At 43.0% G+C, this 25533-nt stretch carries 22 protein-coding genes; 7 read left to right on the top strand and 15 right to left on the bottom strand.

Annotation, left to right across the window (positions count from 1 at the left end):
- Nucleotides 1-124: 124 nt before the first annotated feature.
- The 4 genes from E7204_RS03090 to purB all read right to left on the bottom strand — a co-directional run bounded on the left by E7204_RS03090 (nucleotide 125) and on the right by purB (nucleotide 5579).
- Complete coding sequence (locus E7204_RS03090) at nucleotides 125-1021, bottom strand: DMT family transporter (protein WP_295181445.1); 897 nt, start codon at nucleotides 1019-1021, stop codon at nucleotides 125-127.
- 227 nt (nucleotides 1022-1248) lie between these two features.
- Nucleotides 1249-2523 carry an MFS transporter gene (locus E7204_RS03095; RefSeq protein ID WP_295181447.1) on the bottom strand — a complete coding sequence of 425 codons (1275 nt, stop codon included), beginning with the start codon at nucleotides 2521-2523 and terminating at the stop codon, nucleotides 1249-1251.
- Nucleotides 2524-2785: 262 nt separating this feature from the next.
- Nucleotides 2786-4198: an anion permease gene (locus tag E7204_RS03100; RefSeq protein WP_295181449.1), complete on the bottom strand. Its 1413-nt coding sequence runs from the start codon at nucleotides 4196-4198 to the stop codon at nucleotides 2786-2788.
- 34 nt (nucleotides 4199-4232) lie between these two features.
- Nucleotides 4233-5579, bottom strand: a complete 1347-nt coding sequence (gene purB, locus E7204_RS03105; protein ID WP_295181451.1) for an adenylosuccinate lyase — start codon at nucleotides 5577-5579, stop codon at nucleotides 4233-4235.
- Nucleotides 5580-5924: 345 nt separating this feature from the next.
- Between purB and E7204_RS03110 the strand changes: the two genes are divergently transcribed.
- Together E7204_RS03110 and E7204_RS03115 are read left to right on the top strand one after the other, a co-directional pair.
- Nucleotides 5925-6833 carry a LysR family transcriptional regulator gene (locus E7204_RS03110; protein WP_295181453.1) on the top strand — a complete coding sequence of 303 codons (909 nt, stop codon included), beginning with the start codon at nucleotides 5925-5927 and terminating at the stop codon, nucleotides 6831-6833.
- Nucleotides 6826-7638: a hypothetical protein gene (locus tag E7204_RS03115; protein WP_295181455.1), complete on the top strand. Its 813-nt coding sequence runs from the start codon at nucleotides 6826-6828 to the stop codon at nucleotides 7636-7638. The genes E7204_RS03110 and E7204_RS03115 overlap by 8 nt, the downstream gene beginning before the upstream one ends.
- A gap of 113 nt (nucleotides 7639-7751) precedes the next feature.
- Here E7204_RS03115 and fucO read toward each other — a convergent pair whose 3' ends face one another.
- From fucO to E7204_RS03145, 6 genes are all read right to left on the bottom strand, one after another.
- The gene (gene fucO / locus E7204_RS03120; RefSeq protein ID WP_295181457.1) at nucleotides 7752-8903 is read right to left on the bottom strand and encodes a lactaldehyde reductase; all 1152 of its coding nucleotides are present in this window, start codon (nucleotides 8901-8903) and stop codon (nucleotides 7752-7754) included.
- A gap of 179 nt (nucleotides 8904-9082) precedes the next feature.
- Nucleotides 9083-9982 (bottom strand): dihydrodipicolinate synthase family protein, encoded by a 900-nt coding sequence (locus tag E7204_RS03125; protein WP_295181459.1) that lies wholly within the window; start codon nucleotides 9980-9982, stop codon nucleotides 9083-9085.
- 12 nt (nucleotides 9983-9994) lie between these two features.
- Complete coding sequence (locus E7204_RS03130) at nucleotides 9995-11107, bottom strand: L-rhamnose mutarotase (RefSeq protein WP_021841217.1); 1113 nt, start codon at nucleotides 11105-11107, stop codon at nucleotides 9995-9997.
- Nucleotides 11108-11215: 108 nt separating this feature from the next.
- Nucleotides 11216-12460, bottom strand: a complete 1245-nt coding sequence (fucP, locus tag E7204_RS03135; protein ID WP_295181462.1) for an L-fucose:H+ symporter permease — start codon at nucleotides 12458-12460, stop codon at nucleotides 11216-11218.
- A gap of 15 nt (nucleotides 12461-12475) precedes the next feature.
- The gene (locus E7204_RS03140; protein WP_295181464.1) at nucleotides 12476-13255 is read right to left on the bottom strand and encodes an SDR family oxidoreductase; all 780 of its coding nucleotides are present in this window, start codon (nucleotides 13253-13255) and stop codon (nucleotides 12476-12478) included.
- A 151-nt stretch (nucleotides 13256-13406) separates the two neighbouring features.
- A complete protein-coding gene (locus tag E7204_RS03145; protein ID WP_295181466.1) occupies nucleotides 13407-14924 on the bottom strand; it encodes an altronate dehydratase family protein in 1518 nt (505 codons plus the stop codon).
- A gap of 444 nt (nucleotides 14925-15368) precedes the next feature.
- Here E7204_RS03145 and E7204_RS03150 point away from each other — a divergent pair, with 444 nt between their 5' ends.
- Nucleotides 15369-16184, top strand: coding sequence for an IclR family transcriptional regulator (locus E7204_RS03150; protein WP_021841213.1), 816 nt, complete (start codon nucleotides 15369-15371; stop codon nucleotides 16182-16184).
- 120 nt (nucleotides 16185-16304) lie between these two features.
- On the opposite strand, the gene alr is transcribed toward E7204_RS03150, so the two are convergent.
- From alr to E7204_RS03175, 5 genes are all read right to left on the bottom strand, one after another.
- Nucleotides 16305-17414, bottom strand: a complete 1110-nt coding sequence (gene alr, locus E7204_RS03155) for an alanine racemase (RefSeq protein ID WP_295181471.1) — start codon at nucleotides 17412-17414, stop codon at nucleotides 16305-16307.
- Between the two features lie 307 nt (nucleotides 17415-17721).
- Nucleotides 17722-18753: a biotin-dependent carboxyltransferase family protein gene (locus E7204_RS03160; RefSeq protein ID WP_295181473.1), complete on the bottom strand. Its 1032-nt coding sequence runs from the start codon at nucleotides 18751-18753 to the stop codon at nucleotides 17722-17724.
- Nucleotides 18743-19498 carry a 5-oxoprolinase subunit PxpB gene (pxpB, locus tag E7204_RS03165; protein WP_295181475.1) on the bottom strand — a complete coding sequence of 252 codons (756 nt, stop codon included), beginning with the start codon at nucleotides 19496-19498 and terminating at the stop codon, nucleotides 18743-18745. Before pxpB ends, E7204_RS03160 begins: the two co-directional genes overlap by 11 nt.
- Before the next feature lie 43 nt (nucleotides 19499-19541).
- Nucleotides 19542-20741, bottom strand: coding sequence for an NRAMP family divalent metal transporter (locus E7204_RS03170; RefSeq protein WP_295181477.1), 1200 nt, complete (start codon nucleotides 20739-20741; stop codon nucleotides 19542-19544).
- A gap of 24 nt (nucleotides 20742-20765) precedes the next feature.
- Entirely contained in the window at nucleotides 20766-21527 is a 762-nt protein-coding gene (locus tag E7204_RS03175) for a 5-oxoprolinase subunit PxpA (protein ID WP_366483472.1), read from the bottom strand.
- A 449-nt stretch (nucleotides 21528-21976) separates the two neighbouring features.
- On the opposite strand from E7204_RS03175, the gene E7204_RS03180 reads away from it, so the two are divergent.
- From E7204_RS03180 to pstB, 4 genes are read left to right on the top strand one after another with little or no spacing between them, the layout of a single operon-like run.
- Nucleotides 21977-22852: a phosphate ABC transporter substrate-binding protein gene (locus tag E7204_RS03180; protein WP_295181478.1), complete on the top strand. Its 876-nt coding sequence runs from the start codon at nucleotides 21977-21979 to the stop codon at nucleotides 22850-22852.
- A 17-nt stretch (nucleotides 22853-22869) separates the two neighbouring features.
- Complete coding sequence (pstC, locus tag E7204_RS03185; RefSeq protein ID WP_295181480.1) at nucleotides 22870-23775, top strand: phosphate ABC transporter permease subunit PstC; 906 nt, start codon at nucleotides 22870-22872, stop codon at nucleotides 23773-23775.
- Nucleotides 23765-24664 carry a phosphate ABC transporter permease PstA gene (pstA, locus tag E7204_RS03190; RefSeq protein WP_295181482.1) on the top strand — a complete coding sequence of 300 codons (900 nt, stop codon included), beginning with the start codon at nucleotides 23765-23767 and terminating at the stop codon, nucleotides 24662-24664. Before pstC ends, pstA begins: the two co-directional genes overlap by 11 nt.
- Nucleotides 24664-25494 carry a phosphate ABC transporter ATP-binding protein PstB gene (gene pstB / locus E7204_RS03195; protein WP_295181484.1) on the top strand — a complete coding sequence of 277 codons (831 nt, stop codon included), beginning with the start codon at nucleotides 24664-24666 and terminating at the stop codon, nucleotides 25492-25494. Before pstA ends, pstB begins: the two co-directional genes overlap by 1 nt.
- Nucleotides 25495-25533 lie beyond the last annotated feature (39 nt).

Here is a 25533-nt window from a genome sequence, read left to right on the forward strand (position 1 = left end):
TACAATTAAAAGGAATGAGTCCGGTAGAATACCGGACCCATTCCCAAAAAGTTGCTTAATTACTTCTGTCCAAGAAAATGGGTGCAGATCATAACGAGAATCTGGGTTTTATATTTTACGCCATTCATTTTCTATTCCATACTTTACGCTTACGTTTCGCATTTACATATCTTATACGATACACGATATTTTTCAAAACATTAGCAATCATGATGAGCAAAGCCCCTAACAGGCCTTGACCGGACATGACTTCATCAAGAATAAAGTATGCCAATATGGCCGCAAAAACCGGTTCCATGGAGAAAATCAACGCGGCGCGCGATGCGGACAAATACCGCTGCACGATACTTTGCATAACAAAGCAAAAAGCACTGCATATAACGGCTAAGCCCAAAATGGCACCCCATTGCAAACCGGTCTGCGGTAAATGAGGTGTTTCAAAGATATAGGCACTAATACCGCTAAAAAACGCGATAGCGCCAAACTGTATTAAGCTGGCCGGGAACATATCGTTTTCATTCGCCATGCGACCTACTACCAAAATATAAACAGCATAGCCGAAGGCGCCCCATAAACAGAACAAGGCCCCAATATCAAGGGATAACCCGTCTTTAACCGTAAAAAGTACTAAGCCTACAAAGGCTAAAGCGGTACTCAAAATAGTCAGCATAGGCGGCATCTTCCGCTGCCAAAGGCCTTCCAGAATCGGTACTAAAACAACCGCTGTAGTTCCTAAGAAAGCCGCCGTTGAAGCGGTCGTATGTTTTAAGCCCACAATGGTACCTATTAAAGAACTATATACCAAAAACCCCAGCACTATCCCTTTTATTAACGTACGCTTAGTACAAAACTTTCTGGTTTTCAAAAGTAACGGCAACACGCATACAAAGGCAATGATAAACCGCAAAAACATCAGCGTAAAAGGATCCACACCGGTCAGCGCGATTTTCATCATCAAATAGGATGAACTCCATGAAAACGTAACAAACAGCATCATTAGCTCAACTTGCTTTACGGACATTTCCAATCTCCTCAATCCATATATAACACACACTCGAATTAAAACTATTTATTATAAAAACGATTTGCCTACACAACCGTGCAACAAATCGTTTTCACAATGCATACTATTCGCGCTATAAATTCAATAGAATTTGTTCACGCTCAATACACATTAACTTCTCTTTTATCCTAGTGTATATCATCTGAAAAATAAAAACAAGCTAAATTCTAAGGCTTAAAACCCTATTAGTTTAATGAGATTTTGCCGGTTTCCAGAGTAAAACTGCCATCCTGATTGCGAATTTCCAATTCTTCTTTTTGTGCCTTTAAGGACGGATCATTTTCAGTACCCAATAGGCGACCATATAAGAAGTGGTAACATACAAAGGCAACAAGAGCTACTGCTACAGTCAACAAGAACATATTGGTGAAGCCCACGATTTCCTTAACACCGCCTAATATATAAGGACCGAAACCGAGGCCGATATCAAGGGCGATAAAGTAGGTGGACGTGGCAATCCCGATGCGATGGAACGGCACCATTTTTACCACCACGGCCTGTCCGTTGGACATGTACGTGCCATATCCGAGACCTACAAAAACGGCGGATAATAAAATCATCCATGACGCATCGGCAAAAGCTAACAATAAAATACCGATAGCCAATGAAATAAAGCAAGGATATAAGACATAGTTTTCACCTTTGCGGTCAAAGATGAGTCCCAAGGATGGTCGTGTGAGGGTAATTACCACTGCATACACAACGAAGAACCAGGTGCCGGCTTGCACCATATCAATCTCACGGGTATAAGATGCCATAAAGCCTAAAATCCCGGAGTAGGCAAAGCCCACTAAAATCGAAATCAACGTGATGGAATTAACGCGCGGCTCCAAATAATCGGAAATGCGTCGTCCCGATTCTTCTTTTTTAATAGCTTCGCTAAACTGAGGTTCTTCATATTTCATCATCACCGCACCGATAACACAGAGGATAACAAGGGCTACGCAAATAGCAACGATAGTGCGGAAGCCGGTGAGGGACAAAAGGAAAATCCCCAAGAACGGACCAATGGCAGCTGCCAAACTGGTGCTCAAACCGTAATAGTTAATGCCTTCACCGCGACGTGCTTTAGGAATAACGCTGGCTACGATAGTGCTGGTTGCGGTTGAAGTAATCCCGTAAGCAAAGCCGTTAATAAAGCGAATCGTATCAAGCACAATCAAGTTTGGAATATAAAAATATAACGCCGTCGACACCAAATAAATCCCTAAGCCGACATACAATACTTTACGACTCCCCAAGGTGCTGACGAAACGCCCCGCAAATACACGAGCCACTACCGTACCGATAATGTAAATCCCTACAGCCAAACCAGCTTGACTTGAAGTGGCATGCAATGTATCTTTTGCCACTACCGCAATAATTACGATTAATAAATAATAAATCAAAAATACCAATAAATTAATCACTGTGTCCAGCACAAACGGCAATGTCCACAGTCTCTCTTTGTGAGCCTCCATACCTTATAGCATCTCCTTGAAAAAACATTGACATGAAATTGTACGTACTACAGAGGCTAATTATATTCGTTTAAACAATTTATGTAAAATTATAAAAGAAAAACTCAGAGATAAATTTTATTAATAACCTATTATAAACGCAAAGATACCGCAATCATTACATTTATACAATTAAGGATTGCGGTATCTTCATTTTATATTATTAAATTATTTTGCTGAATCATATACCATGTAATTAATGACCCTTCACTTTATCGCTATACTACCATAAACCAATAGCTTTCCACCAAATGGCACCGCCCCCAAGCCAAATAATTACGTTTACGGTTGTAATAATAAAGCCTAATTGCCACCATTTGCCTTGTGATACATAATCAGCCCCATAGAGAATTGGTGCTGCTCCGCCACCATAATGAGTCAACGGAATCATCAAATTGGACAAACCTGCCAACGACAAGGCTGCCAATAATGGTGGTGTTCCCACGGCCACGGCTACCGCCAAGAACGCTGCATACATAGCACCAATATGTGCAGAAACACTGGCAAAGCCATAATGCGAATATACATATATAATTGCCAATAAAGCAAAGGCACTTAACCAGGATAGTCCTGCCGAGGATATAGCCGTGCCTGCCATAGTAGACACAGCCTTGACGAACCCTGATTTTGCCAAAGCTCCGGCCAAAGTAATCAAAGAACCCATCCAAAACATCGTGTTCCATGCGCCTTTTTCAGCCAATACATCATCCCACGTCAATACACCGAGCAAAATCAAGACACTAACTGCCAGCATGGCTACTAAAGTAGCATTCAAATGAGTTAGTTCCGAAGTAGCCCATAAAAGCAAAGCACCGACAAATACAATGGCAATTTTAATTTCCATGGATGACATAGGCCCCATCTGTTTTAACTCTTCAATTGCCATAGCTTTTGCATGCGGCATTTCCTTAATTTCAGGCGGGAATAATTTGTATAGTAAATACGGCATAATAAGTAATGCCAAGAGCCCCGGTACGATGGCAGCCAGAGCCCAGTTACCCCATGTAATCTGTACGCCGATTGTTTTTTCAGCCAATTCTACAATTAACGGATTCCCCGCCATAGCGGTCATAAACATGGCACAAGTAATGGCATTAGCCTGATATTCTATTTGCATAATATAGGCACCGAACTTACGTGCTGTAGGCCCCGGTTCGGAGCCGAGTGCTGATGACAAGCTTCGAATAATCGGGTAAATAATCCCACCCGCACGAGCCGTACTGGACGGCGTTGCTGGGGAAATAATAAAGTCACTTAATGTAATTGCATATCCCAACGACAAGGAAGATTTACCGATTGCTTTAATAATAAGGAATGCGATACGTCTTCCCAAACCGGATTTAATAAAACCGCGGGCCAATAAGAAGGCACAAATTATAAGCCAAATCGTACTGTTTCCGAACCCCGCAATGGCCGTAGCTGTAGTAATAACTCCGGTCAAAGCTGCTGTTGTTATTCCCAAAAAGGCTACGGCCCCAATTGGCAAAGGAGCTAAAATGAAGCCTATAATGGTACTCACAAATACAGCGAATAAATGCCAAGCCTGAGCAGTAATTCCCTCCGGCACCGGTAAAAACCATATAACTATACCAATGGCTACCGTTATAATTAAATTACGAATCTGTTTAGCACTCATACTAACTCCTTTCTGCCAACGAATTCAATATGATTTATTTATCGTATTTAGCCAATACACGATCGACAAATTGCGGAGCTAAGCCGATATAATTATGAGGATCTAACATATATTTAATTTCATCATCAGTAAATGCTTTAGCCACTTCCGGTTCAGCTTTTAACGCATCAAACATCTGAACTTCTTCTTCATACGCTTTCATGCAAGTGCGATATACGATTTCATGCGCCGTCATACGACCCAAACGTGGTGCCAAATGCATCATAATGCATTCGCTCATCATCAAGCCGCGCAACAAGTACAAATTCTTTTCCATATGTTTAGGATAAATAATCATATGTTCAAAGATATCTTTTGATTTTTCCAAAGCAGCCGCCATAAGGTGACAAGCACGAGGAATGGCTTCCCATTCGGACAAGAAACAACCCCAATCACGTTCGTTTTCACTAACCATGCTTTCTACGATGGATGGTGCAATACTGCGAACGTTACGGCAAAGGGCCAATACATTTTCTAAAACTTGCGGATTGCGTTTATGCGGCATAGTTGAAGAACCTACTTTACCCATAAAGAACGGTTCTTCCAATTCCAAAATTTCGGTGCGCTGTAAAGATAAGATTTCATGATTAATGCGGCCCAACGTGCCGGCGATTAACGCTAATACACTAACAAATTCAGCTTGGCTGTCACGAGCCACGTGCCATGCAATAGTAGGCACTTCTAAGCCCAAAATTTCCATCATGCGAGCTTGCACTTCTAAGCCTTTTTCAGGTTGCGATGCTAACGTACCAACCGCACCGGCCATTTCACCGACAAACACGCGACTTTTAATCTCTTCTAAACGTTCAATGTTACGGCCTAATTCATCAACCCAAACACCTACTTTATAGCCCAATGTAATCGGCAAGGCATGAATAACATGAGTACGGCCACACATAATGGTATCTCGATGTTCACGCACGATTTTCAACAAATGTTTTTGACAAAGTTTCAAATCGCGTAAAATTACATCATATGCATCACGTTGCAATAATACTAAACCGGTATCTACAATATCTTGACTGGTTGCGCCCCAATGAACGAATTCACCGGCATTGTCCGGTAAAACAGCCTTAAAAGCTTTTAACAAAGGTACGATGGTGATTGAACTTTTATAAAATTCACCTATGGAAGGAATATCCAATAAATCTGCTTTTGCATATTCATTAATTACGTCCGCTTTGTCTTTAGGAATCACCCCTAATTCACCTTGTGCTTTTGCCAAGGCTGCTTCCGTGTCCAACCATTTTTGAGCCCAAGAACGATCGCTGAAAATTTCACGCATTTCATCTGTACTGAATAATGCACCATGAATCAAACTGTCAATTGCTGAAGAGGCCATAATAAAAACTCCTTTCGAATAGTAACGCTTGTTTTATCTTTATATGCCTAATAATACCTATACAAACGATACGCTTTATTCACCTGTATCTTTTGATGACCATAGCGTACCATGCATTCCCAAGCCTTGTGAAATAGTTAAGGATTATCCAACAATAAGCGCCGTTTATCCAAACTCATTTACAGCTATACATCCCACATAATTATGGCTTTGCAACAGCTAAAGATGCCATAGACGATTAATTTTTGCCTTGCGGAATAAAATTCACTTATCTTACCATAGCTTTTTCTTATCCCCTAACTTTCTAAAAAATGCTACAATACAGCTAAGTTAATCTGACAGAGTATGTGTAAACAGAAAGGAGATGTTTCATTGGAAATTCGCCAGCTTGAGTACTTTCTTATGGTCAACGAGACTCACAGTTTCACCAGAGCGGCCGAACGCCTTTATGTGTCACAACCGGCTGTAACCAGTGCCATTCGAAGCTTGGAAGAAGAACTTGAAATTCAGCTGTTTGACCGGACGCAAAAACAAATCACTCTAACCAGTGAAGGACAAATTTTTTTACGCCATGTCCAAAAGGTAATGGAAGGTATTTCTAATACGTTAAACGAAATTGATGCTTTGAAATCGTTAAATGGCGGTACTTTAAAAATAGGTCTCACTCCATTAGCCGGTGTTAGTGCCACAACTTCGTTATTAAAAGAATTCACCTCGCAATATCCACAGATTAAATTAGTTTTCACCAAATCCCACAGTAATCTCCTCGAACAAGACTTATTAAGTGATACTATCGATGTGGCTATTCTTTTTTCATCACAAAGTAACAATGCCTTAACATATTTACCGCTCCCTCGCGAAGAATTATATGTCATATGCTCCAGGCAACATCCATTGCAGCGTAATAACTCAATTCAATTAACCGACTTAGTAAATGACTCTTTAATCTTATTAGCTACCGATTGTTTCTATCGCCAGCAAATCATTCAGACTTTTGAAAAATCTAACACATTGCCTCAAATTAATTTTGAGCTGAATCATATTGAAACTATTAAGCGCTTTGTAGCATCAAATTTAGGAATTACTATTCTCCCCGGCAGTTTATGTGATACGGATACCGACTTAATCATGATTCCGTTAGATCCGCCACTATACCGCCAACCAACCTTAGCCTATAAGACGAATCGTCATAATTCCAGAGCTGCCAGTGCATTCATAGAATTACTTCAGAAAGGAGGTCTAGCTCATGAATAATCCTATAATTACCGCTGTTGGCAGTAGTCCGTTTATCGCTGAGGAAATTGCTATAATGTGTCAATCCATTTTAGGTTCTGACATTTCCTTAAAAACGGCCACAACAGATTCTATACAGACCGTTTCTCCCAATACCCTATACGTATGTGCCAGTACGCAGTTGGAAAAATTAAACGCAATACTACCGGCGAGTCAATTATTTGTATTCGATTTACGACCTACAACGCCTTTTTTCTTTGAAATTGCCAAGATTCCCGAAAATGAAGAAATTTATATTTTCAATAATCTTTTACCGTACACCAAACAACTTCAAGAAGATTGTATGCAAATACTTTCAATACCGCCGGAACGTTTTATTCCTATCGCGTACGAAACGATGCCTTACGAAAGCGTATGTAAATTACTTCAGCAAGCTAACTACATAATCGGGGTTGACCAATTTGTTGATACTAATGTCTTGCTGTCAGAACACTTCAAGCCGTATTTACATGACGACGTTACCATTATTGCCGGTCGCCGTACACCCTCTATATCATCCGCCAGCCGTTTTCTCATAGGCTTCATAGGGTATTATATACAGCAGTTGCAAGCATCTAAAAATATTAACACCCTATCATCCGGCGAGTTAAATATACTCTTATCCAGACTGCATCAAAGTATTGACCGTATAGTCACAAACCAATTCAGACCGCTTACAACGCCGGTAAAAAAGGAACCTATAAATGCAGCTCTTAAGCCCAATGATATCTTAAACGAACTCATATCATTACAAGAGCAACTGCAAAAATTGACGCAAAAAAAATGATGCCTTAACACAAAAAAGTAGTATCCGTGGTTAACCACAGATACTACTTTTTTTATTTTAGATTATCTAATTACCGAGCAAAAATTATATAATCTTAAGAAACTACGTTTCTCTTATAAAATGGAACGATAGATTTCTTCAATTTCAGCTTGAGATACGTCGCGTGGGTTGCCTGGCGTACAAGCATCGTTTTTAGCGGATTCAGCCAAGAACGGAATGTCTTCTTCTTTAACGCCGGCTTCTAACAAGCTCTTAGGAATTTCTACATCGTCAGCTAATTTCTGGATAGCGTCGATAGCCGCTTTCTGATATTCTTCTTTGCTCATGCTGTCAACATTCTGAACACCCATAGCTTTAGCAAGATCGCGGTATTTTTCACCGGTTGCCGGTGCATTGAATTTCAATACGGCAGTAAGCATCATAGCACAAGCTTTGCCATGTGGAATATCATACAAAGCGCTCAAAGGATGCGCCATGGAGTGAACGATACCAAGGCCTACGTTGGAGAAGCCCATACCGGCAATGTACTGGCCAAGCGCCATAGCTTCGCGGCCTTTAGGGTCGCCGGCTACTGCATCACGAAGGGAGCGGCCGATGATTTCGATAGCTTTCAAGTGAAGCATATCGGTCATTTCCCAAGCACCTTTAGTGATGAAACCTTCAACGGCATGAACCAAAGCATCCATACCGGTGGAAGCGCACAAGCCTTTAGGCATGCCCATGGATAAATCAGGGTCAACGATAGCTACGATTGGAATATCATGAGGGTCGGCACATACGAATTTACGACGTTTTTCTTCGTCAGTAATTACGTAGTTAATAGTAACTTCAGCTGCTGTACCGGAGGTAGTTGTTACCGCGATAATAGGTAAGCATTTGTTCTTAGTATCAGCAACACCTTCAAGGCTGCGAACATCAGCAAATTCAGGGTTTGTCATGATGATAGCAATGGCTTTACTTGTGTCGATAGTACTGCCGCCGCCGATAGCTACGATACAATCAGCATTTGCTTTTTTACAAGCTTCTACGCCGTCTTGCACGTTCTTAATCGTAGGGTTTGGTTTTAAATCGTCAAAAATTTCATAATCTACACCGGCTTCATCCAATAAAGCAGTAACTTTAGTAGCTACGCCGAATTTAATCAAATCTTTACCGGTGGTAACCAATACTTTTTTCAAATTGTTGGCTTTTAATTCGCCTACAATGTTATTGATGGCACCAAAGCCAAAGTAGGATGTTTCGTTAAGAATCATGCGATTAACCATTTGTGTTGCCTCCTAATCGAGAGAAATTAGAATTTTCTTTTGAAAAAATTGCCTTGCTTATACATTTCTGTATATGAACCCGGAATTCCTGCCGGAGTCATTTTTATTTGGTGCCACAACGTGCCGATGCAGCGTCATGGCACCTATATGAAACCCTTACAAAGGTCGCATAACTGATTTTATTTTTTATTACGCCATAAAGCGTCGGCCACAGGAGCCAATTTTTCTTTTTGAGCATCTGTCAACGGTTTGATAGGTACACGGCAGTTTTCCTGCATAGGTGCGCCTAATTCTTTAAGAGCCCATTTCATAACCGGATTGAATGGTACATGCACTTCATAGAAGGCAAAGTAGGCATCAATCTTACGTTGCAATTCTTTTAAAGCACTTAAATCTTCAGCAGCTAATGCTTTGATTACATTAGCACACATTTCCGGATCTACGTTGGATTGTGCACCGATACAGCCATCACCGCCGGAGATTACCGATGGAATACAGTTGTTATCATAGCCTGTATATATTTTAAAATCAGGATATTTTGGTTTTAAAAATTGGATGTAACGCTGGGTATGACGCAATACCGGATGCGTGTCTTTAACGCCTACCAAGTTGTCGTGTTTTTCACGAAGAGCCAACAAGGTTTCAGCCGGGATGTCAAAACCGGTACGATCACCATAATTATAGATATATACCGGGCCATCAATGGCACTCAACACTTCATCAAAGTAAGCAAATACATCATCCCCATTACAAGCGCTGTAGTATGGACCTACGATGATAACCGCATCAGCACCGGCTTTAAGTACTTCATTGGAAAGCTGAATAGTTTCCGCTTTTACCATACGACCGGTACCGGCGATAACTTCCCAACGGCCTTTGCCGTATTCAATGGCATCCAAGATAAATTCCTTGATTTCATCATATGAAAACGCATAGAATTCACCGGCGCTGCCACCGGCCAATACGCCGTCAATACCGGCTTCAATCAACTGATCGTAAAATGCATGCATCTGATCGTAGTTAACTGTTTCGTCCGCATTCATCGATGTCAAAATCGGACATATATATTTTGCTTTCACAAGCCTTACCCCCTACTTCTTATTCAAATCGTATACCATTTCCATGTCGGCCCACCATTCATTTTTCTGAGCGCCTTCGATACGAGTTTGACACGGATCGGTTTCACGCCACCAACGCTGTGTTTCCGGATCGTTGGCCATTTTTGCCATATCGTATTCAAAATCATCGCCTTCATAGACCATAATTGAAAACAGCAAATCATCACGATTGAAAATCTGATAGTGTGTAATACCGCATTCACGAATCATTTTATTTACACTGGCGAATGGGTCGGCATGTAATGCCTTGTAATATTCCGCTTTTTCAGGGCGAAGTTTAATTACGCTGGCAAATACTTGCGGTTTATTTAATTTATATAATTTTTTGGCATTTTTAGAGAAAATGTCAGGATCATCATGGAAGTATTCACGTACGGAGTTTAAATGATCCTTAAAGTTAGAATACAATTCCACAACCGGGAAGTTTGATGCATAAATTAAGCGACTATGATCAAAAGTACCGGAAATAAAGTCTAATAAATTCTTAACAAACACCTTATCTTCCGTAGCATAACCGGATACTTTGCAGTATACATTCGGCAAGGATGCCAATTTGGTCATCGCTTCTTTGTAGTCCGGCGTCAATTCCGTTACGTTACCGCAATGGTTGATGACTAATTTCAAGTCCGGAACTTGTGCTGCCGCCTGATAAATATCTATCAATTCTTCAACACGGTTACAACTTTCAAAGATTAAGCCTTTGTCAGCCAATACTTCGAGGCCTTCAATGAAGCTTCGTTCCAAACAACGTCCACGCGGGGAGCTGTCAATGTGAAGCGGTTCACGCACACCTACGATACCGGCCGGCAAACGTACATGGCCGCTTAAATTACGGGCACGCATGATTTTTGCCAAAATCTTAGGACTGTTCAACTTGAAGATAAATTCATCTTCTTTAATCGCGTCGTCACAGTCCACTTCGATATAAATGCCCCCTTTAAAGTCTACGCCCGCTTTGGCGTATTCTCTAACCAGGTCATCCATGGAAAAGCTCTGCTGAATTACCCCTTTACAGGAATTCAACCAAGGTAAATGTAATACATCCAAGTCCCATATATGTAAATGGGAATCTACAATTTCCAACATGTTACCGTCTCCTTTAATGTAAGACATTCTTATAGCTTATTTATAATCAATTTTTAGCCATATAAGTGGATTGCCGACATTTCAGCCGGCAATCCTTGTCAGTACGTATTAGTCTTTAGATACACCATTCAAACCGTACCAAGCTACATATAAGAAGCAAGGTAATAAGAGTAAGAAGCTGGCACCGGTACCCCAGTGGTCGGCTACATAACCCATGAAGAACGGCATGAACGCACCACCTACGATACTCATGATTAACAAACTGGCTGCTTTCTTAACTAAGCTGTTAGGAATTTTCACAACAGACAAAGCGAAGATTGTTGGGAAACTGATAGACATGAAGAAGAAGGATAACCAAAGAACGATAACGGCCGGTAAGTCATGTACGAACTGTAACACAACCATAATCCCTGCATTGATCAAGGAGTAAGTAGCCAAAATTACGTTACTTTTAACCTTTTTCATGATAGGTGTTGTTACGATACGACCAAGTAAGAAGGCTACCAAGGCGATACTGAAGAAGTAAGCCGCTTCATGGTCAGCCAAACCATGCCAGTGTTCTACGGAGTAGTTAATGAAGAAGGCACCGGCACCTACTTGTGCAGCAATATACAAGAACTGAGCAATAACGCCTAAACGGAAATGACGGAAGGAGAATAATTTACCATAAGAGCTATCAGTATCTTCTTCGACAACATCACCGGCTGCTTCACTAACTTCAGCACCTTCCGGCATGCGAGTGAATACGAAGAGTGCCAATACAGCAAGTACTACTACGGCAATCCCTACATATACCATCTGAACGTTGGCCATGTTTTGGTCAATGTTGCCGTGGGATAAGGACAAGAACAATACGCCGCCAACGATAGGTCCCAAGAACTGACCAACACCGTTGAAGCTTTGTGCCATGTTGATACGGAACGCCGCATCTTCATCACTACCTAATTTGGTAATGTACGGGTTGGCATTTGTTTCCAAGCTGCCGAGACCGCAGGCGATAATAAAGAAGGCTAATAAGAATAAGTTAAAGCTTTGTTCGTTACTGGCCGGGATAATAAATAAAGCGCCTAATGCATATAAGGCCAGACCCATAATGATACCGCCTTTGTAGCCGAATTTAGTAGCTACCATGGAGGCCGGAATTGCGATTACGAAGTAACCGCCGAAGTACGCTGCTTGCAATAAGCCGGATACGGCTTTAGTAATACCTAAGTGATTTTGGAAGTTTTTATTCATAACGTCCAAGAGGCCATAACTGAAACCCCAGAGGAAGAATAAAGAAGTTACTAACCAAAACGCGATTTTAATGTTTCTGCTGGTAACGAGTTTACCTGCGGCACCTTGTTGATTCATGTACAGTACCTCCTATTAGCTCAACGCACGATCGAGATGAACATAGCCGCCATCTACGAATACCCATTGACCGGTAGTATGCGAGGATTTAGGCGATAATACGAAAACTGCTGTGTCAGCGATTTCTTCGATTGTTGTGAAACGACGTTCCAACGGAATTTTGTCGGTAATAACTTTTTTACGAGCTTCCGGATCATCAAATGTTTTAATCCAGTTAGCGTATAAAGGAGTCCAGCATTCGCTGACTACGATAGCGTTGCTGCGTACGCCGTCATCCAATAAAGCGGCTGCCCATTCACGGGTAAGACCCAAGATAGCACCTTTAGCGGCTGCATAAGCACTTGTTTTACCTTGGCCGGTTAATGCTGTTTTGGATGTGATGTTCAAGATGGAACCTTTAGATTCACGTAAGTAGTTAACAGCTGCGTGTACCAATTCATAATAGTGAGTTAAATTGCCATGAATACTCTTTTCAAATTCTTGCCAAGATGTAGTGTCGAGGTCTTTGTTGTCATTGGCGCCGGCGTTGTTTACGATACCGTAGATGCCGCCGTGACGAGCTGCTACATCATCAACAATACCTTTAATTTTGTCGGTATCGTTTAAGTCAATCTGAATGAATTCATAGTTAGTCGTGATTTCTTCCATGTCTTTTTTGAATTCGTCCGTAATTGGGGAACGGGAAAGAATAACAGGAATCGCACCTTCACGTGCTAACGAAAGGGAAATACCACTGCCGATGCCTTTACCGCCACCGGTTACAAATACAACCTTGTCTTTTAATTGCAAATCCATGATACATACCTCCAATTTAAATTAACACTCTATACACCTATAAACCAACTAAGTCGCGTACCTCTTACCGGACTTACTGTTTATATTCTTTGGAAACGCAGCCGACTCGATTCACACACAATCTCATCTGCCCTGCGTTAGGCCCACCGTACTATACGGTAGTGGCCAAGCGCCAAATTGAAAAGTCATTCTGTTCATTTTTTTCTGCCTTGGTCAATTTCCCGTCGGCAACTTCACAAATCTCATCTACAATTGCATAGCCAACTTCTTTAATAGTTTGAGTTCCGTCTACTACTGTACCTGCATTCAAATCGATAGCATCGTTCATATTATTAAAGGTGAATGTGTTGGATGACACTTTGATTGTCGGTGTAATCGGGCTGCCTGTCGGCGTACCGCGACCGGTTGTGAATACGGCAATATTGCAACCGCCGGCTACCATGCCGCTCAATTGTTCAATATCATTGCCCGGCGTATTCATAAAGGTTAAGCCTTTATCGACAATTGGTTTGGCGTAATCTTTTACGGCTACAACCGGACTATTACCGGCTTTATAAATACAACCTAAGGATTTTTCTTCAATACTGCTGAGGCCGCCTTCAATGTTCCCCGGGCTCGGGTTAGCACCGCGAATATCCGCATTGGAGTCGATAACTTCTTGTTCATAGCCTTTAATGGTACTCATGATTTGTTCGCTTACAACGCCATTAATACCGCGTTTGGCCAGAATATGTTCAGCCCCGATAAGTTCAGTCGTTTCCGCCAAGATAACAGCGCCGTTGTGGCTTACTACGATATCGGAGGCTACGCCGAGCGCCGGATTGGCACTCAAACCGGAGAAGCTGTCACTGCCGCCACATTCCGTACCGAGGACTACATCCGCCAAGGTCCCTTCGGAGCGTTCTTCTTTAAGCGCTTCCGCCAACATATTTTTAACAATTTCCGTACCGCGACGAATACTCTTTTCCGTACCGCCGGTGGCTTGGATTGTGAAAAACTCTACTTTCTTATACGGTGCGCGAGCTTTAATTTCTTCAGCTACCGTATGTGCCTGAACAACTTCACAGCCAAGGCCTACTACCAAAACACCATATACGTTTGGATTAGCTGCCGTCCCTACGATAACGTCTTTTGTCTGATCCGCATCATAGGAGAGTTCGCTACAACCATGTTGATGGTTAACATATACTACCTTAGTATCGTCACGACGTTCCACATCGCTGTACATAACACCGTTGGCAATACGTTCTACTACTTTATTAGCACAGTGAACGCTTGGAATTACCAAGATGTGATTGCGGAAACCAAAGCTTCCGTCGCTGCGACGATAACCGGTTAATTTATAACTGTCTTTACCTTTTTCAATATGAGTCTTACGTTCTACATCTTGATCGATGTCGCGAACTTCCGAATCAAGGTCACCGCGCCCGCGTTCACCTTCAATATTATGAACATGAACCCATTGGCCCGGTTCAATATCTACTTCGGCAACGCCGATGTGCGAATCATATTTAATTACGGGGCTTCCTTTGGCGATTCGTTCGGTAGCGAACTTATGGCCCTTTGGAATCGGTTCTTTAATGACTACATCAAGGACCGTATCCCCTACCTTTAACGGCTCGATAGCGGTTGCTACGTTATCAATTGAGCCTACATGAATACCTTTCATCTGTTACACCTCCACAATGCACTTGTTTACAGGTTTAAGCCGGCCATTGCCAAGCTTCTAAAAAGAGTAACTTCTTCACACGCATTTTGTATATTTTCACAAACTTGTACTTATATACATACTTTTAACCACAGTCTAAATTCAACCTGTTCGCACATAAGAATCGCTTTTGTGTTTCGCATATACAAACACAAATATCATTTACGTACTATTTATGTTCTTATCATATACTTAATCATACGTAAAAGTCAATAACATTCGTATATACGCAATAACTATTTGTCATAATAGCAATAATCAAGGGCATTAAATTGCGAAAATCATATTATGGTACGCATATACAAACAAACGTGATACAATATATATGCAAATTATATACGTTAAAGTTTTTGGCATAATAAATTACCTTTAAATAAAATAATCTTGAGAAAGGAGGTTTTTAATATGCCTTCCAAAAAATTAATTAAGCATGATGCATTGCCCTCCGATTGCACGCCTTCGCCCACACAACATAAACCGACTTTACGAGTTATTAAGATTCTTGAGACGGTGGCCGGCAGTAACGGGTTAACCCTGTCGCAAATTGCTACACAGCTCGATTGCCCAAAAAGTACGCTCACCCCTATTTTAAAAACATTAGTAGATAATAACTTCTTACTCTGCGAAGACGAATCGCTAATATATACTATTGGTAAGCAAGCTTTTATAATCGGTAATACCTATCAGCATAACGGCGATATCTTAACGCTCATCAAAGATCAAATGGAGACTATGTCTTCCTTGTGTAAAGAAACCATCCATCTGGGTGTCTTGGAAGGCAATGAAATTATGTACCTGCAAAAGGTAAACAGTCCGAAACCATTGCAGCTGATTTCCTCCATCGGTAAACGCTTACCGGCTTACGCCACCGCTTTAGGCAAAGCCTTATTATACGACCACTCCTTGGAGGACTTACGTCAACTGTTCCCGAATTCATTACCGCCGTTAACCGAAAATACCATACCTACGGTAGATGCACTCTATCAAGATATCCATAAAGACGCTAATGATGAATTTACTTACGAAGAAGAGGAAATCACGAAATACGCCCGCTGTATTGCCATGCCGCTGCGCGTAAACAACCAAATCGTAGCCGCCCTCAGTATCAGTTTCATCGTCTTTGACGCTACACCGGAACATATTACGAATATAAAATATATTTTAAGACGCTTCGGTACCGTCATTGCCAAACTTATGGAAACTAAAAACTTCCAATACTAATAGAATCTCAATTAACAGCCAAAAGCTCCTTGCTTACTGTTGAACTCTACATTGAGTTTAACAATAAACAAGGAGCTTTTATGTTTATATTTATGCTTATGTCTACTTTTAATTCTATTTTTAAATATAAATACGCGGTACTCGTTCGGAGAAGTCACAGAAGACTTCATACGGAATCGTGCCTACCAAGGTCGCAATTTCAAGCACCGTAATACTTTCGTCACCTTGTGTGCCGATTAAAACGACCTCATCGCCGGGATGAACCGGTACGCCTTCCGGCATGGCCACCATCAATTGGTCCATACAAACGCGCCCTACAATGGGGCAACGACGACCGTGAATGAGTACACTGCCACGATTAGACAAACTGCGCGGATAACCATCGGCGTAGCCTACAGGAATCGTTGCCACCGTCGTAAGTCGGTCGGTCGTATAGGTACCGCCATAACCGATGCGTTCGCCGGCCTTCAAATGCTGTACATGTACAACTTTACTGTAAAGGCTCAGCGCCGGACGTAGTCCCAGGCGATTAGGCACATCCAAAGACGGCATGATGCCGTATTGAATAATCCCCGGCCGAGCATCCGTAAATAAACTGTCTTTAACGGCCAACAAACCGGCACTGTTAGCCAAGGAAAAACGGAACGGCTCGGAGCGATGAGCGCGAATCATTTCCACCATATTACGGAACATTGCAGTTTGTTGATAGGCACTGGTTTTATCGGCCGCATCAGCGCTGGCCATATGCGAAAAGAAACCATCCACGCGTAAATGCGGATACGCTTCCACTTTTTGCATAAAATCCAAGGCATGATCCGGATGAATACCGATGCGATGCATCCCCGTATCAACGGCAATACAACATTCAATAATCGTATCATGACGGGCAGCACAAGCTTCCAAAGCCGCCAAATCGGTGGATTCACAGATAGCCGGCCGTGAATTGCCTTCTACAATTAAATCAAAGGATTGGGGCAAAGTAATTCCCAACAAATAAATAGGCACCATGATACCGGCCGCACGAAGTGGCAAGGCTTCCTCCGGGAATGCCACGGCCAGCGATTCATAGCCTTCTTCCACGGCAATACGCCCTACCATGACACTGCCGTGGCCATAGCCGTTCGCTTTTATTACCGCTGTGCTGGTACTCCATTCCGGTAAACTATCTTTGATGCGGCGCAAATTCTCACGAATAATGGCCGTATCGATTTCTATATGGGTCGGTCTCATAAGTTAAATTCCTCCTAAGCGGAACCTCATAACTCGGTTAACGCATAAGACAATGCATATTACAGGTCTATAACATGTATATTAAGTAGTAAGGTAAAAAAATATATTTTAGTCACGTTTTTATTATACGCTAAAATTTTATAAAATCTACCTTTATTATACAACGCACCGATTGGCATAGCAAAAATACCCGAAATCAGATAAAACAGCTGAGCTGAATTATCTGACTTCGGGTACCTGTAGCTAGATCTCTGTCCCTTATTTAACGGTTCAAAGCACCGGTGCTATCCGTAATATAATCGCTTGTTCAGCGCCACATAGCGCGATAGGTTTTATAAATAGCCTGAGCCTCTTCCACCGAGACAATTTTAAACTGCACCGTTTCCCCCGGTCCCATTTGAGCCAAAATCGGTAAATCAGGGGTAATAACCGTAGCAATTTTAGTATAACCGCCGGTGGTCTGACGGTCGGCCATTAAAATAATCGGCTGGCCATCGGCGGGCACTTGAATCGAGCCAAACACAGCGCCGTCGGATATGATATCCGCACCGTTTAAATGATTCAATTTTGCCCCTGCCAAGCGATACCCCATGCGATCGGACGCAGCCGTAATTTCATAAGGCGCACTCGTGAGGATTTCATAACTTTCTTCCGCAAAACGGTCAGCCTGCGGTCCCAATACCAGTCGAATAGCCTGTTTAGTCCGTCTTGCCATAGGTGTTTCATACTGAACAGGCACGGTATAATCGGGTAAAACCGCTCGATTAAGCCCGGTCGCGGCGATTCGTTCATCGCCGAGTATGAGCACATGCCCTTTTTGCAAACGCTCACCGCCGTAACCGCCCAATTTTGATTTTACATGGGTAGACACACTACCGTTAATTACGGGTACATCAAAACCGCCGCGCACCGCAATATACATGCGCACGCCATTGGTACTGAATGTGGATGATACTACATCGCCTGTTTGTAAACGAATCGCCTCGTTCATAGATACGGGCACATCATTTACGGTCGGCGTCATCTCAGCGCCCGTAAAGGCTACCACACAGGGCTCTACAACCGTAAAAGTCGGCCCCATAACAGTACATTCCAAGGCTCCCAGATTCTTAGGATTGCCCACAAGCCGTTGTCCCAGTTCATAACTTTCTTGGTCCATGGCCCCAGCCACGGGCATACCGTACTGCTGATAACCGGAACGTCCACCATCTTGAATCGTTGTGAAAAATCCGGGCTGCTCGATTTGCCAATACGCAATGGGTGACACGCCGCTATGAGGATTACCAATCAAATGAAAGGCATGAGCGGCCCCGTTTTTTGTAAAAATATTATCTACCATGGAGCTCACTCTCCTTACAATAAAACGACTTCACTTCATAAGTCGCCAAATGCGCCTTAATATCCAAAAATTCTTCTTCCGAAACCGGCACATAGCGCACATAATCACCGGCTTCCAAAAGGGTCGGTTTTTCACTGTTGCCATCATATAGCCGAACCGGTGTGCGCCCGATAATCTGCCACCCGCCCGGCGAATCGGATGGGTACATACCCGTTTGAGCCCCTGCGATACCTACCGAACCGGCGGGGATCAAAGTACGCGGTGTAGTGAGGCGCGGCGTTGCAATGCGTTCATCCATGCCGCCTAAATAGGTAAAGCCCGGAATGAATCCCAACATATACACCAAATAATCGGTACCGCTGTGAATCTGTATAACGTCAGCCTCCGTAAGGCCTGCATGTTCCGCCACAAATTTCATATCCATGCCGTACTCACCGCCATACACGGTGGGAATCTCTACGACCCGCACCTTGTCGGCTGCAGCCGTTTCACTTTCAGTTTGCGACGCTGCGCTTATCATATCGCATATAGCGTCATACTCTTTTTGCAATGGATCATAAATCACTAAAATCGAGCTATACGTAGGCACCATTTCTTCAATAGCATGACCCACTTCAGCTTGCAAAGCCTGCACTGTATGACGAATTCTGCGATTAATGGCCGGATCGATTGTATCTCCGAATACGGCCGTCACCGCTTTATCACCCACCGGTGCAAAGCGCAAAGTGTCCTCTTTAGGTGTCAATACCGCCACCTCCTAATCATGAGTATCCGGTTTATTTTAAACTCTACTGAATTAATTTCAAAATACCTTGTAACGAAATATAACCGATGTACGCGGAAATAACAACTACAGCCCAACCGCTCCACAGTAATATTGACGAATGCTTGTATTCGCCTATAATGTCTTTACGTTTGGCCGCAATCAACATAACGGCTAAGGTAACCGGCAAAATAAGACCGTTCAACGATCCCGCTACGATGAGGAGCATAGCCGGTTTGCCGATGAGCACCAAAATAACCGCCGACGCAATGATGAACCCGATAATCCAAAGATTTTCGTGGCGTCCCACCGTTTTAAAAAGAGTCTTTAAAAACGACACCGATGTGTAGGCCGCACCTACTACGGACGTGATGGCGGCACAGAAGAATACCAAGCCGAAAATACGATAGCCGATTTCACCGGCGGCAAAACGGAACGCATCAGCAGCCGGATTGCTTGCATCCAAGGTATAGCCTTGCATTACAACGCCCAAAACAGCCAAGAAGAAAAGCACGCGCACCAAGGTTGTTACACCCATGCCAAGGGTAGCGGAACGACGCACTTGCGGTAAATTTTCTTCGCCGACAATGCCGGCGTCAATCAAACGGTGACCGCCGGAGAAGGTAATATAGCCGCCAACCGTACCGCCAAGTAAAGTAATGGTGGCGAGCCATTCATACTTTAAAGGCAACACGCTATGTTTTAGAGCCGTCCCTACCGGCGGCGCTGCTACCACGGTGACATAGGCAATTAATAAGAGCATTAAAATCCCTAAGTATTTAGTCACCGCATCCATAGCTTTGGTCGCCTTGTGAGAAATAAAGACAATGACACCTAAAACGGCCGCCAAAACAGCAGCGATATTTGTATCAAGCCCAATCATTACATTAATCCCCAGAGCGGCCCCACCGATATTACCGATGTTAAAAGCTAAACCGCCCAAAGCAACCAGAAATGCTACAAAATAGCCGAGTCCCGGCAATACGCGATTCGCAATATCCTGGCCGCGCAATTTTGAAACGGCAATAATGGTCCACACATTGAGCTGCGCTATATACGATAAAATAACGGATGCCACAATAACAAAGGCAAAGTCCGCTCTAAACTGATCCGTAAAAGCCGCCGTCTGCGTCATAAACCCCGGGCCGATGGCCGATGTAGCCATCAAAAAGGCCGCCCCGATTAAAACGGACAGACTTTTTTTATTATCATCAACTCGCTTCATAGAAAACCTCCCTTAAATACCCTATCATATAAAATTAGTCACCGTTAACCCTGCTTTTTCAAGACCTTCCCGAAGTTCCTTCGTAAAGGCTACCGCCTCAGGATTATCACCGTGAACACAAATGGAATCGGCTACAATCGGAATAGTTTCGCCCGTATTAGCCACTACTGTACCTTCTTTTACCATTTGCAAAATACGGGCCAACGCTTCTTGCGGATCTTTGACAAATGCGCCCGGTTCACTGCGCGGTACTAAAGTTCCTTTAGCGGTATAGCCGCGATCCGCAAACACTTCCTGAATCACCGGAATGTTGCGTTCTATGGCAAGCTCAACCATAACACTGCCACTGAGTGCCATAATGGCAATGCCATCACCCAGCGCTTCTATACCGTCCAATACAGCCGTCGCTAATTTCGGATCCACGCAAGCAGTATTGTAAAAAGCACCATGAAGTTTTACATGTTGTAACGGAACACCGGCCTCTTTACAAAATGCCTGCAAAGCCCCCACCTGGTAGAGCATATACGCTTTAGCTTCTGCCGGTGTAATGGTCATGTTGCGGCGACCGAACCCCAATAAATCAGGATAACCCGGATGAGCACCCACAGCTACGCCTTTTTCTTTACAGAGTTGTACGGTTTTCGCCATGATGAGCGGATCCCCCGCATGCCAACCGCAAGCCACATTGGCACTGGTTACATGCGTAAGCACCGCTTCATCCATGCCTAACGTATAAGCACCGAAACTTTCACCTAAATCACTGTTCATATCAACGCGCATAATAATCGCTCCTTTCTACAACCTATCTCTTTTTTCTTCAACTATATGCTCTAGATCCCCATTAGATGTTATTTTAATCTTCTATAGAATATAGTTTAAATAGATTATAACACTAAATCATGAATGTGCAATTCAAATCTACCGAAATTATCTACTTTCAACGTCCCAAAATCGTCATTTTAAATCAAAGGATTTATGAGTTCCGTCCATAAAAGACATTTGCTTCATTAATAAAACATACAGAATCCATTCAAAATTCCTATCTAATAAAAGACTATTTATATAAGCCTATAAGAACCCCCTCGCGACAAACTATATCGAACTTATTCTCATTTATTATTAATTTTACAAAACTTTTACAGAGGGACATGAAAAACTTTACACAGCTTAGTTATACTGTGTGTACAAACTAAATTGGTAAATACGTCCATTTCTAATTAGGAGGCAATTGAATCATGAACTTCAAACGTAAGGCATTTACAGCAATGGCAGTAGCAAGCGTGTTAACACTCGGTTTACTTGGTTGTGGCAATGACAGCTCTGCCCCTGCAAACTCTCAGGCATTAAAAGGAACCATCACTTCTTCCGGTTCTTCCGCTTTACTTCCATTAGCAAAAGATGCTGCGGCTGAATTCAAAAAGAAACATCCTGATGTATCCATCGTATTGAACGGTGGCGGTTCCGGTACCGGCTTGAAACAAGTTTCCGACGGCACTGTAAACATCGGTAACTCCGACGTTCCTGCTGAAACAAAATTATCCAAAGAAAAAGCAGCTGAACTCGTTGACCACAAAGTAGCAATCGTAACTGTAGCAACTGTAGCTAACAAAGACGTTGCTAAAGCAGTTCCAAACTTGACTAAACAACAATTGATCGACATCTTCACCGGTAAAGTAACTAACTGGAAAGAAGTTGGCGGTCCTGACCAGAACGTAGTATTGGTAACTCGTCCTACTACTTCCGGTACTCGTGCTCTCTTCTCTGAATTCGCTCTTGACAAAAACCAAGAAGCTTCCAACAAATCGTTAGAAACTGACGACTCCGGTGCTTTAATTCAGAGTATCGCCAACACTCCTGGCGCTATCGGTTATGTAGCTCTTCCTTACTTGTTAAATAACTCCAGCGTAACTGCTATCTCCATCGACGGCGTGGCTCCTACCCTCGAAAACAGCTACAATGGTTCTTACAAAGTATGGGGCTTCGAACACATGTACACTAAAGGCCAACCTGATGCTCTTCAGAAAGCATACTTAGACTTCATCATGTCTGATGAATATGGTAAAAAATTGGAAGCTCAAGGTTACGGTGTAGCCTCTAAAGTTAAACAGTAAAATAGGGGTAATAATAGATGAACATTGAAAGCACTTTACGCGCCGATAGAATATGGCGTAACGTTATCAGAGGCGCAGGTCTCTTCCTACTGATTATCACAGCAGCGATTGGGATCTTCCTCCTCTATCGTGGTACCGGTACCTTCACTATCTACGGGCACAGTCTTTCAGAATTCCTATTCTCAACCCAGTGGCAGCCCGCCGACACTCTTGCCGGCGGCGGTCACGTAGGAGCCGGCATTTATATTGTCGGCTCTCTTATTACCTGTGCTCTCGCCTTGTTAATGGCAACGCCTGTAAGTATTGCGTTGGCCATCTACATGGCGGAAATTACACCTAGCGTCGGACGTCGTTTCTGGCAACCGGTGATTGAAATTTTTGTAGGGATTCCTTCAATCATCTATGGTTGGCTAGGTCTTACCATCTTGGTACCTTTCCTTCAGAAGTACACTACAGCTGACAGCGGTTTCTCCGTATTGGCAGCCTCCATCGTACTCGCAATTATGATTTTCCCAACGATTACATCTGTAACCATGAACGCCATCAACAGTGTGCCTAAAACATACCGTCAAGGCGCTTACGGCTTAGGTGCTACCCGCTGGGAAGTAATTTACAAAATCGTTTTACCGGTAGCTAAACACGGTATCTTGGCCGGCGTTGTACTCGGCTTGGCGCGTGCCTTCGGTGAAGCCTTGGCGGTAGCCATGGTAATCGGTAAAATGAAAGCCTTCCCTAAATCCTTATTGGATCCTACCGTTAACTTAACCAGTGCGATTGCAGCGGATATGGGCGGTACTATGGAAGGCAGTGAATACAATATGGCATTATGGACCATGGCCTTATTCCTATTCGTAATTTCCTTATTGTTTATTTTACTCATTCGCTACATCACATCTAAAGGAGGCAACCTAAGTGAAAAGTAAAGCCATTCCGGGCCCTCGTCGACGGGCTTTATCTACCGACCGCTTGGTTACACTGGGTTTGCATATCCTAGCAGGCGCTACCTTATTACTGTTAGTTGGTTTTGTAGGCCATATTGCCTGGAGTGCCTTAAGTGAGTTCAAACCTGAACTCTTAGCATTCTCTCCAACCGGTATCGGTAACCAATTCTTCAATACGATTTATCTCGTATTCTTAGCCTTACTTATCAGTATTCCCCTCGGAATTGGCGCCGGTATCTACATGGCGGAATACGCAACTAAAGGTAAAGCACAAAAGATTATGCGTATCTCTATCGAAACCTTATCGTCTTTACCTTCCATCGTTCTCGGTTTGTTCGGTTACTTGGTGTTCATCATCATGACCAACTCCCAATGGAACTTATTCGCCGGTGCGTTAACGGTATCCATCTTAACCTTACCGCTTATCGCAACCATTACCGAAGACGCCTTGCGCGCCTTACCGGCATCCTATGCCAAAGGTAGTTACGGTTTAGGTGCTACCAAATGGCAGACTATCAGCCGCGTATTAATTCCAGCCGCATTCCCGGCTATTATTACAGGCATTATCTTAGCAGCCGGCCGTGTATTCGGTGAAGCCGCTGCTCTCATGTTTACCGCCGGTATGAGTACCGACATCAATTGGTCCAGCACGGATATTACATCCCCTACCAATGCGTTCAACCCATTCCGTTCCGGTGAAACATTATCCCTTCAAATCTGGGCGTCCCGCAGTGAATCCTTGGATCCAAATGCAAGTGCCATGGCCAACTTAAGTGCTCTCGTACTTTTAGCGCTCGTTTTCACATTCAGTATCGGTGCTCGTGCCTTGAGCCGTCACCTTAATCGTAAAAACCTAGGAGACAACAAATAATGGAAATTTCTGAAGTAGCAATGCCCAATCAGCAAGTGTTGGTAAATGCCGGTGCTAAAGCTGTCGCTGATCAAGCTGTAGGCAACGCTTTTACAGTAGAAAATCTTGATTTCTACTACGGCACCTTCCATGCCTTAAAAAATATCAACATGAACATTAAGAAGAACGAAATTACTGCATTAATCGGACCTTCCGGTTGCGGTAAATCCACCTTCTTACGTATCTTAAACCGCATGAACGACCTCGAAGGGGATGTAACCGTTAAAGGTAAAATCCTTTTAGAAGGCGAAGATATTTACAATGACATGGAACCAATCGTTCTTCGTCACCGCGTAGGCATGGTTTTCCAACAACCAAACCCATTCCCACAAAGCCTTTATGACAACGTAGCCTTCGGCCCACGTTTACAAGGCATCAAAAAAGCAAGCGAACTCGACGAAATCGTTGAAAAAAGCTTGACCCAAGCTTCCTTGTGGAATGAAGTAAAAGACCGCTTACACAAGAGTGCCATCAGCTTATCCGGTGGTCAACAGCAGCGTCTTTGCATCGCTCGTACCTTGGCAACTCGCCCTGACGTAATCCTCATGGACGAACCTACCAGTGCGCTCGATCCTATTTCCACTGCTAAAATCGAAGAATTAGCGTTAGAGTTAAAAGAAGACTACACAATTGTTATTGTTACACACAATATGCAACAAGCTGCTCGTATTTCTGATAAAACCGCTTTCTTCTTAATGGGAGATTTGGTAGAATATAATAAAACAAAGACTATATTTACCGAACCAACACAGCCAAAAACGGCTGACTACATTAACGGTCGCTTCGGTTGATAACAGGAAACTCCCCGGAACGAACTCAATGCAGTTCGT

Origin of the sequence: Veillonella sp. (assembly GCF_015058545.1) — a bacterium.
Taxonomy (GTDB): domain Bacteria; phylum Bacillota; class Negativicutes; order Veillonellales; family Veillonellaceae; genus Veillonella_A.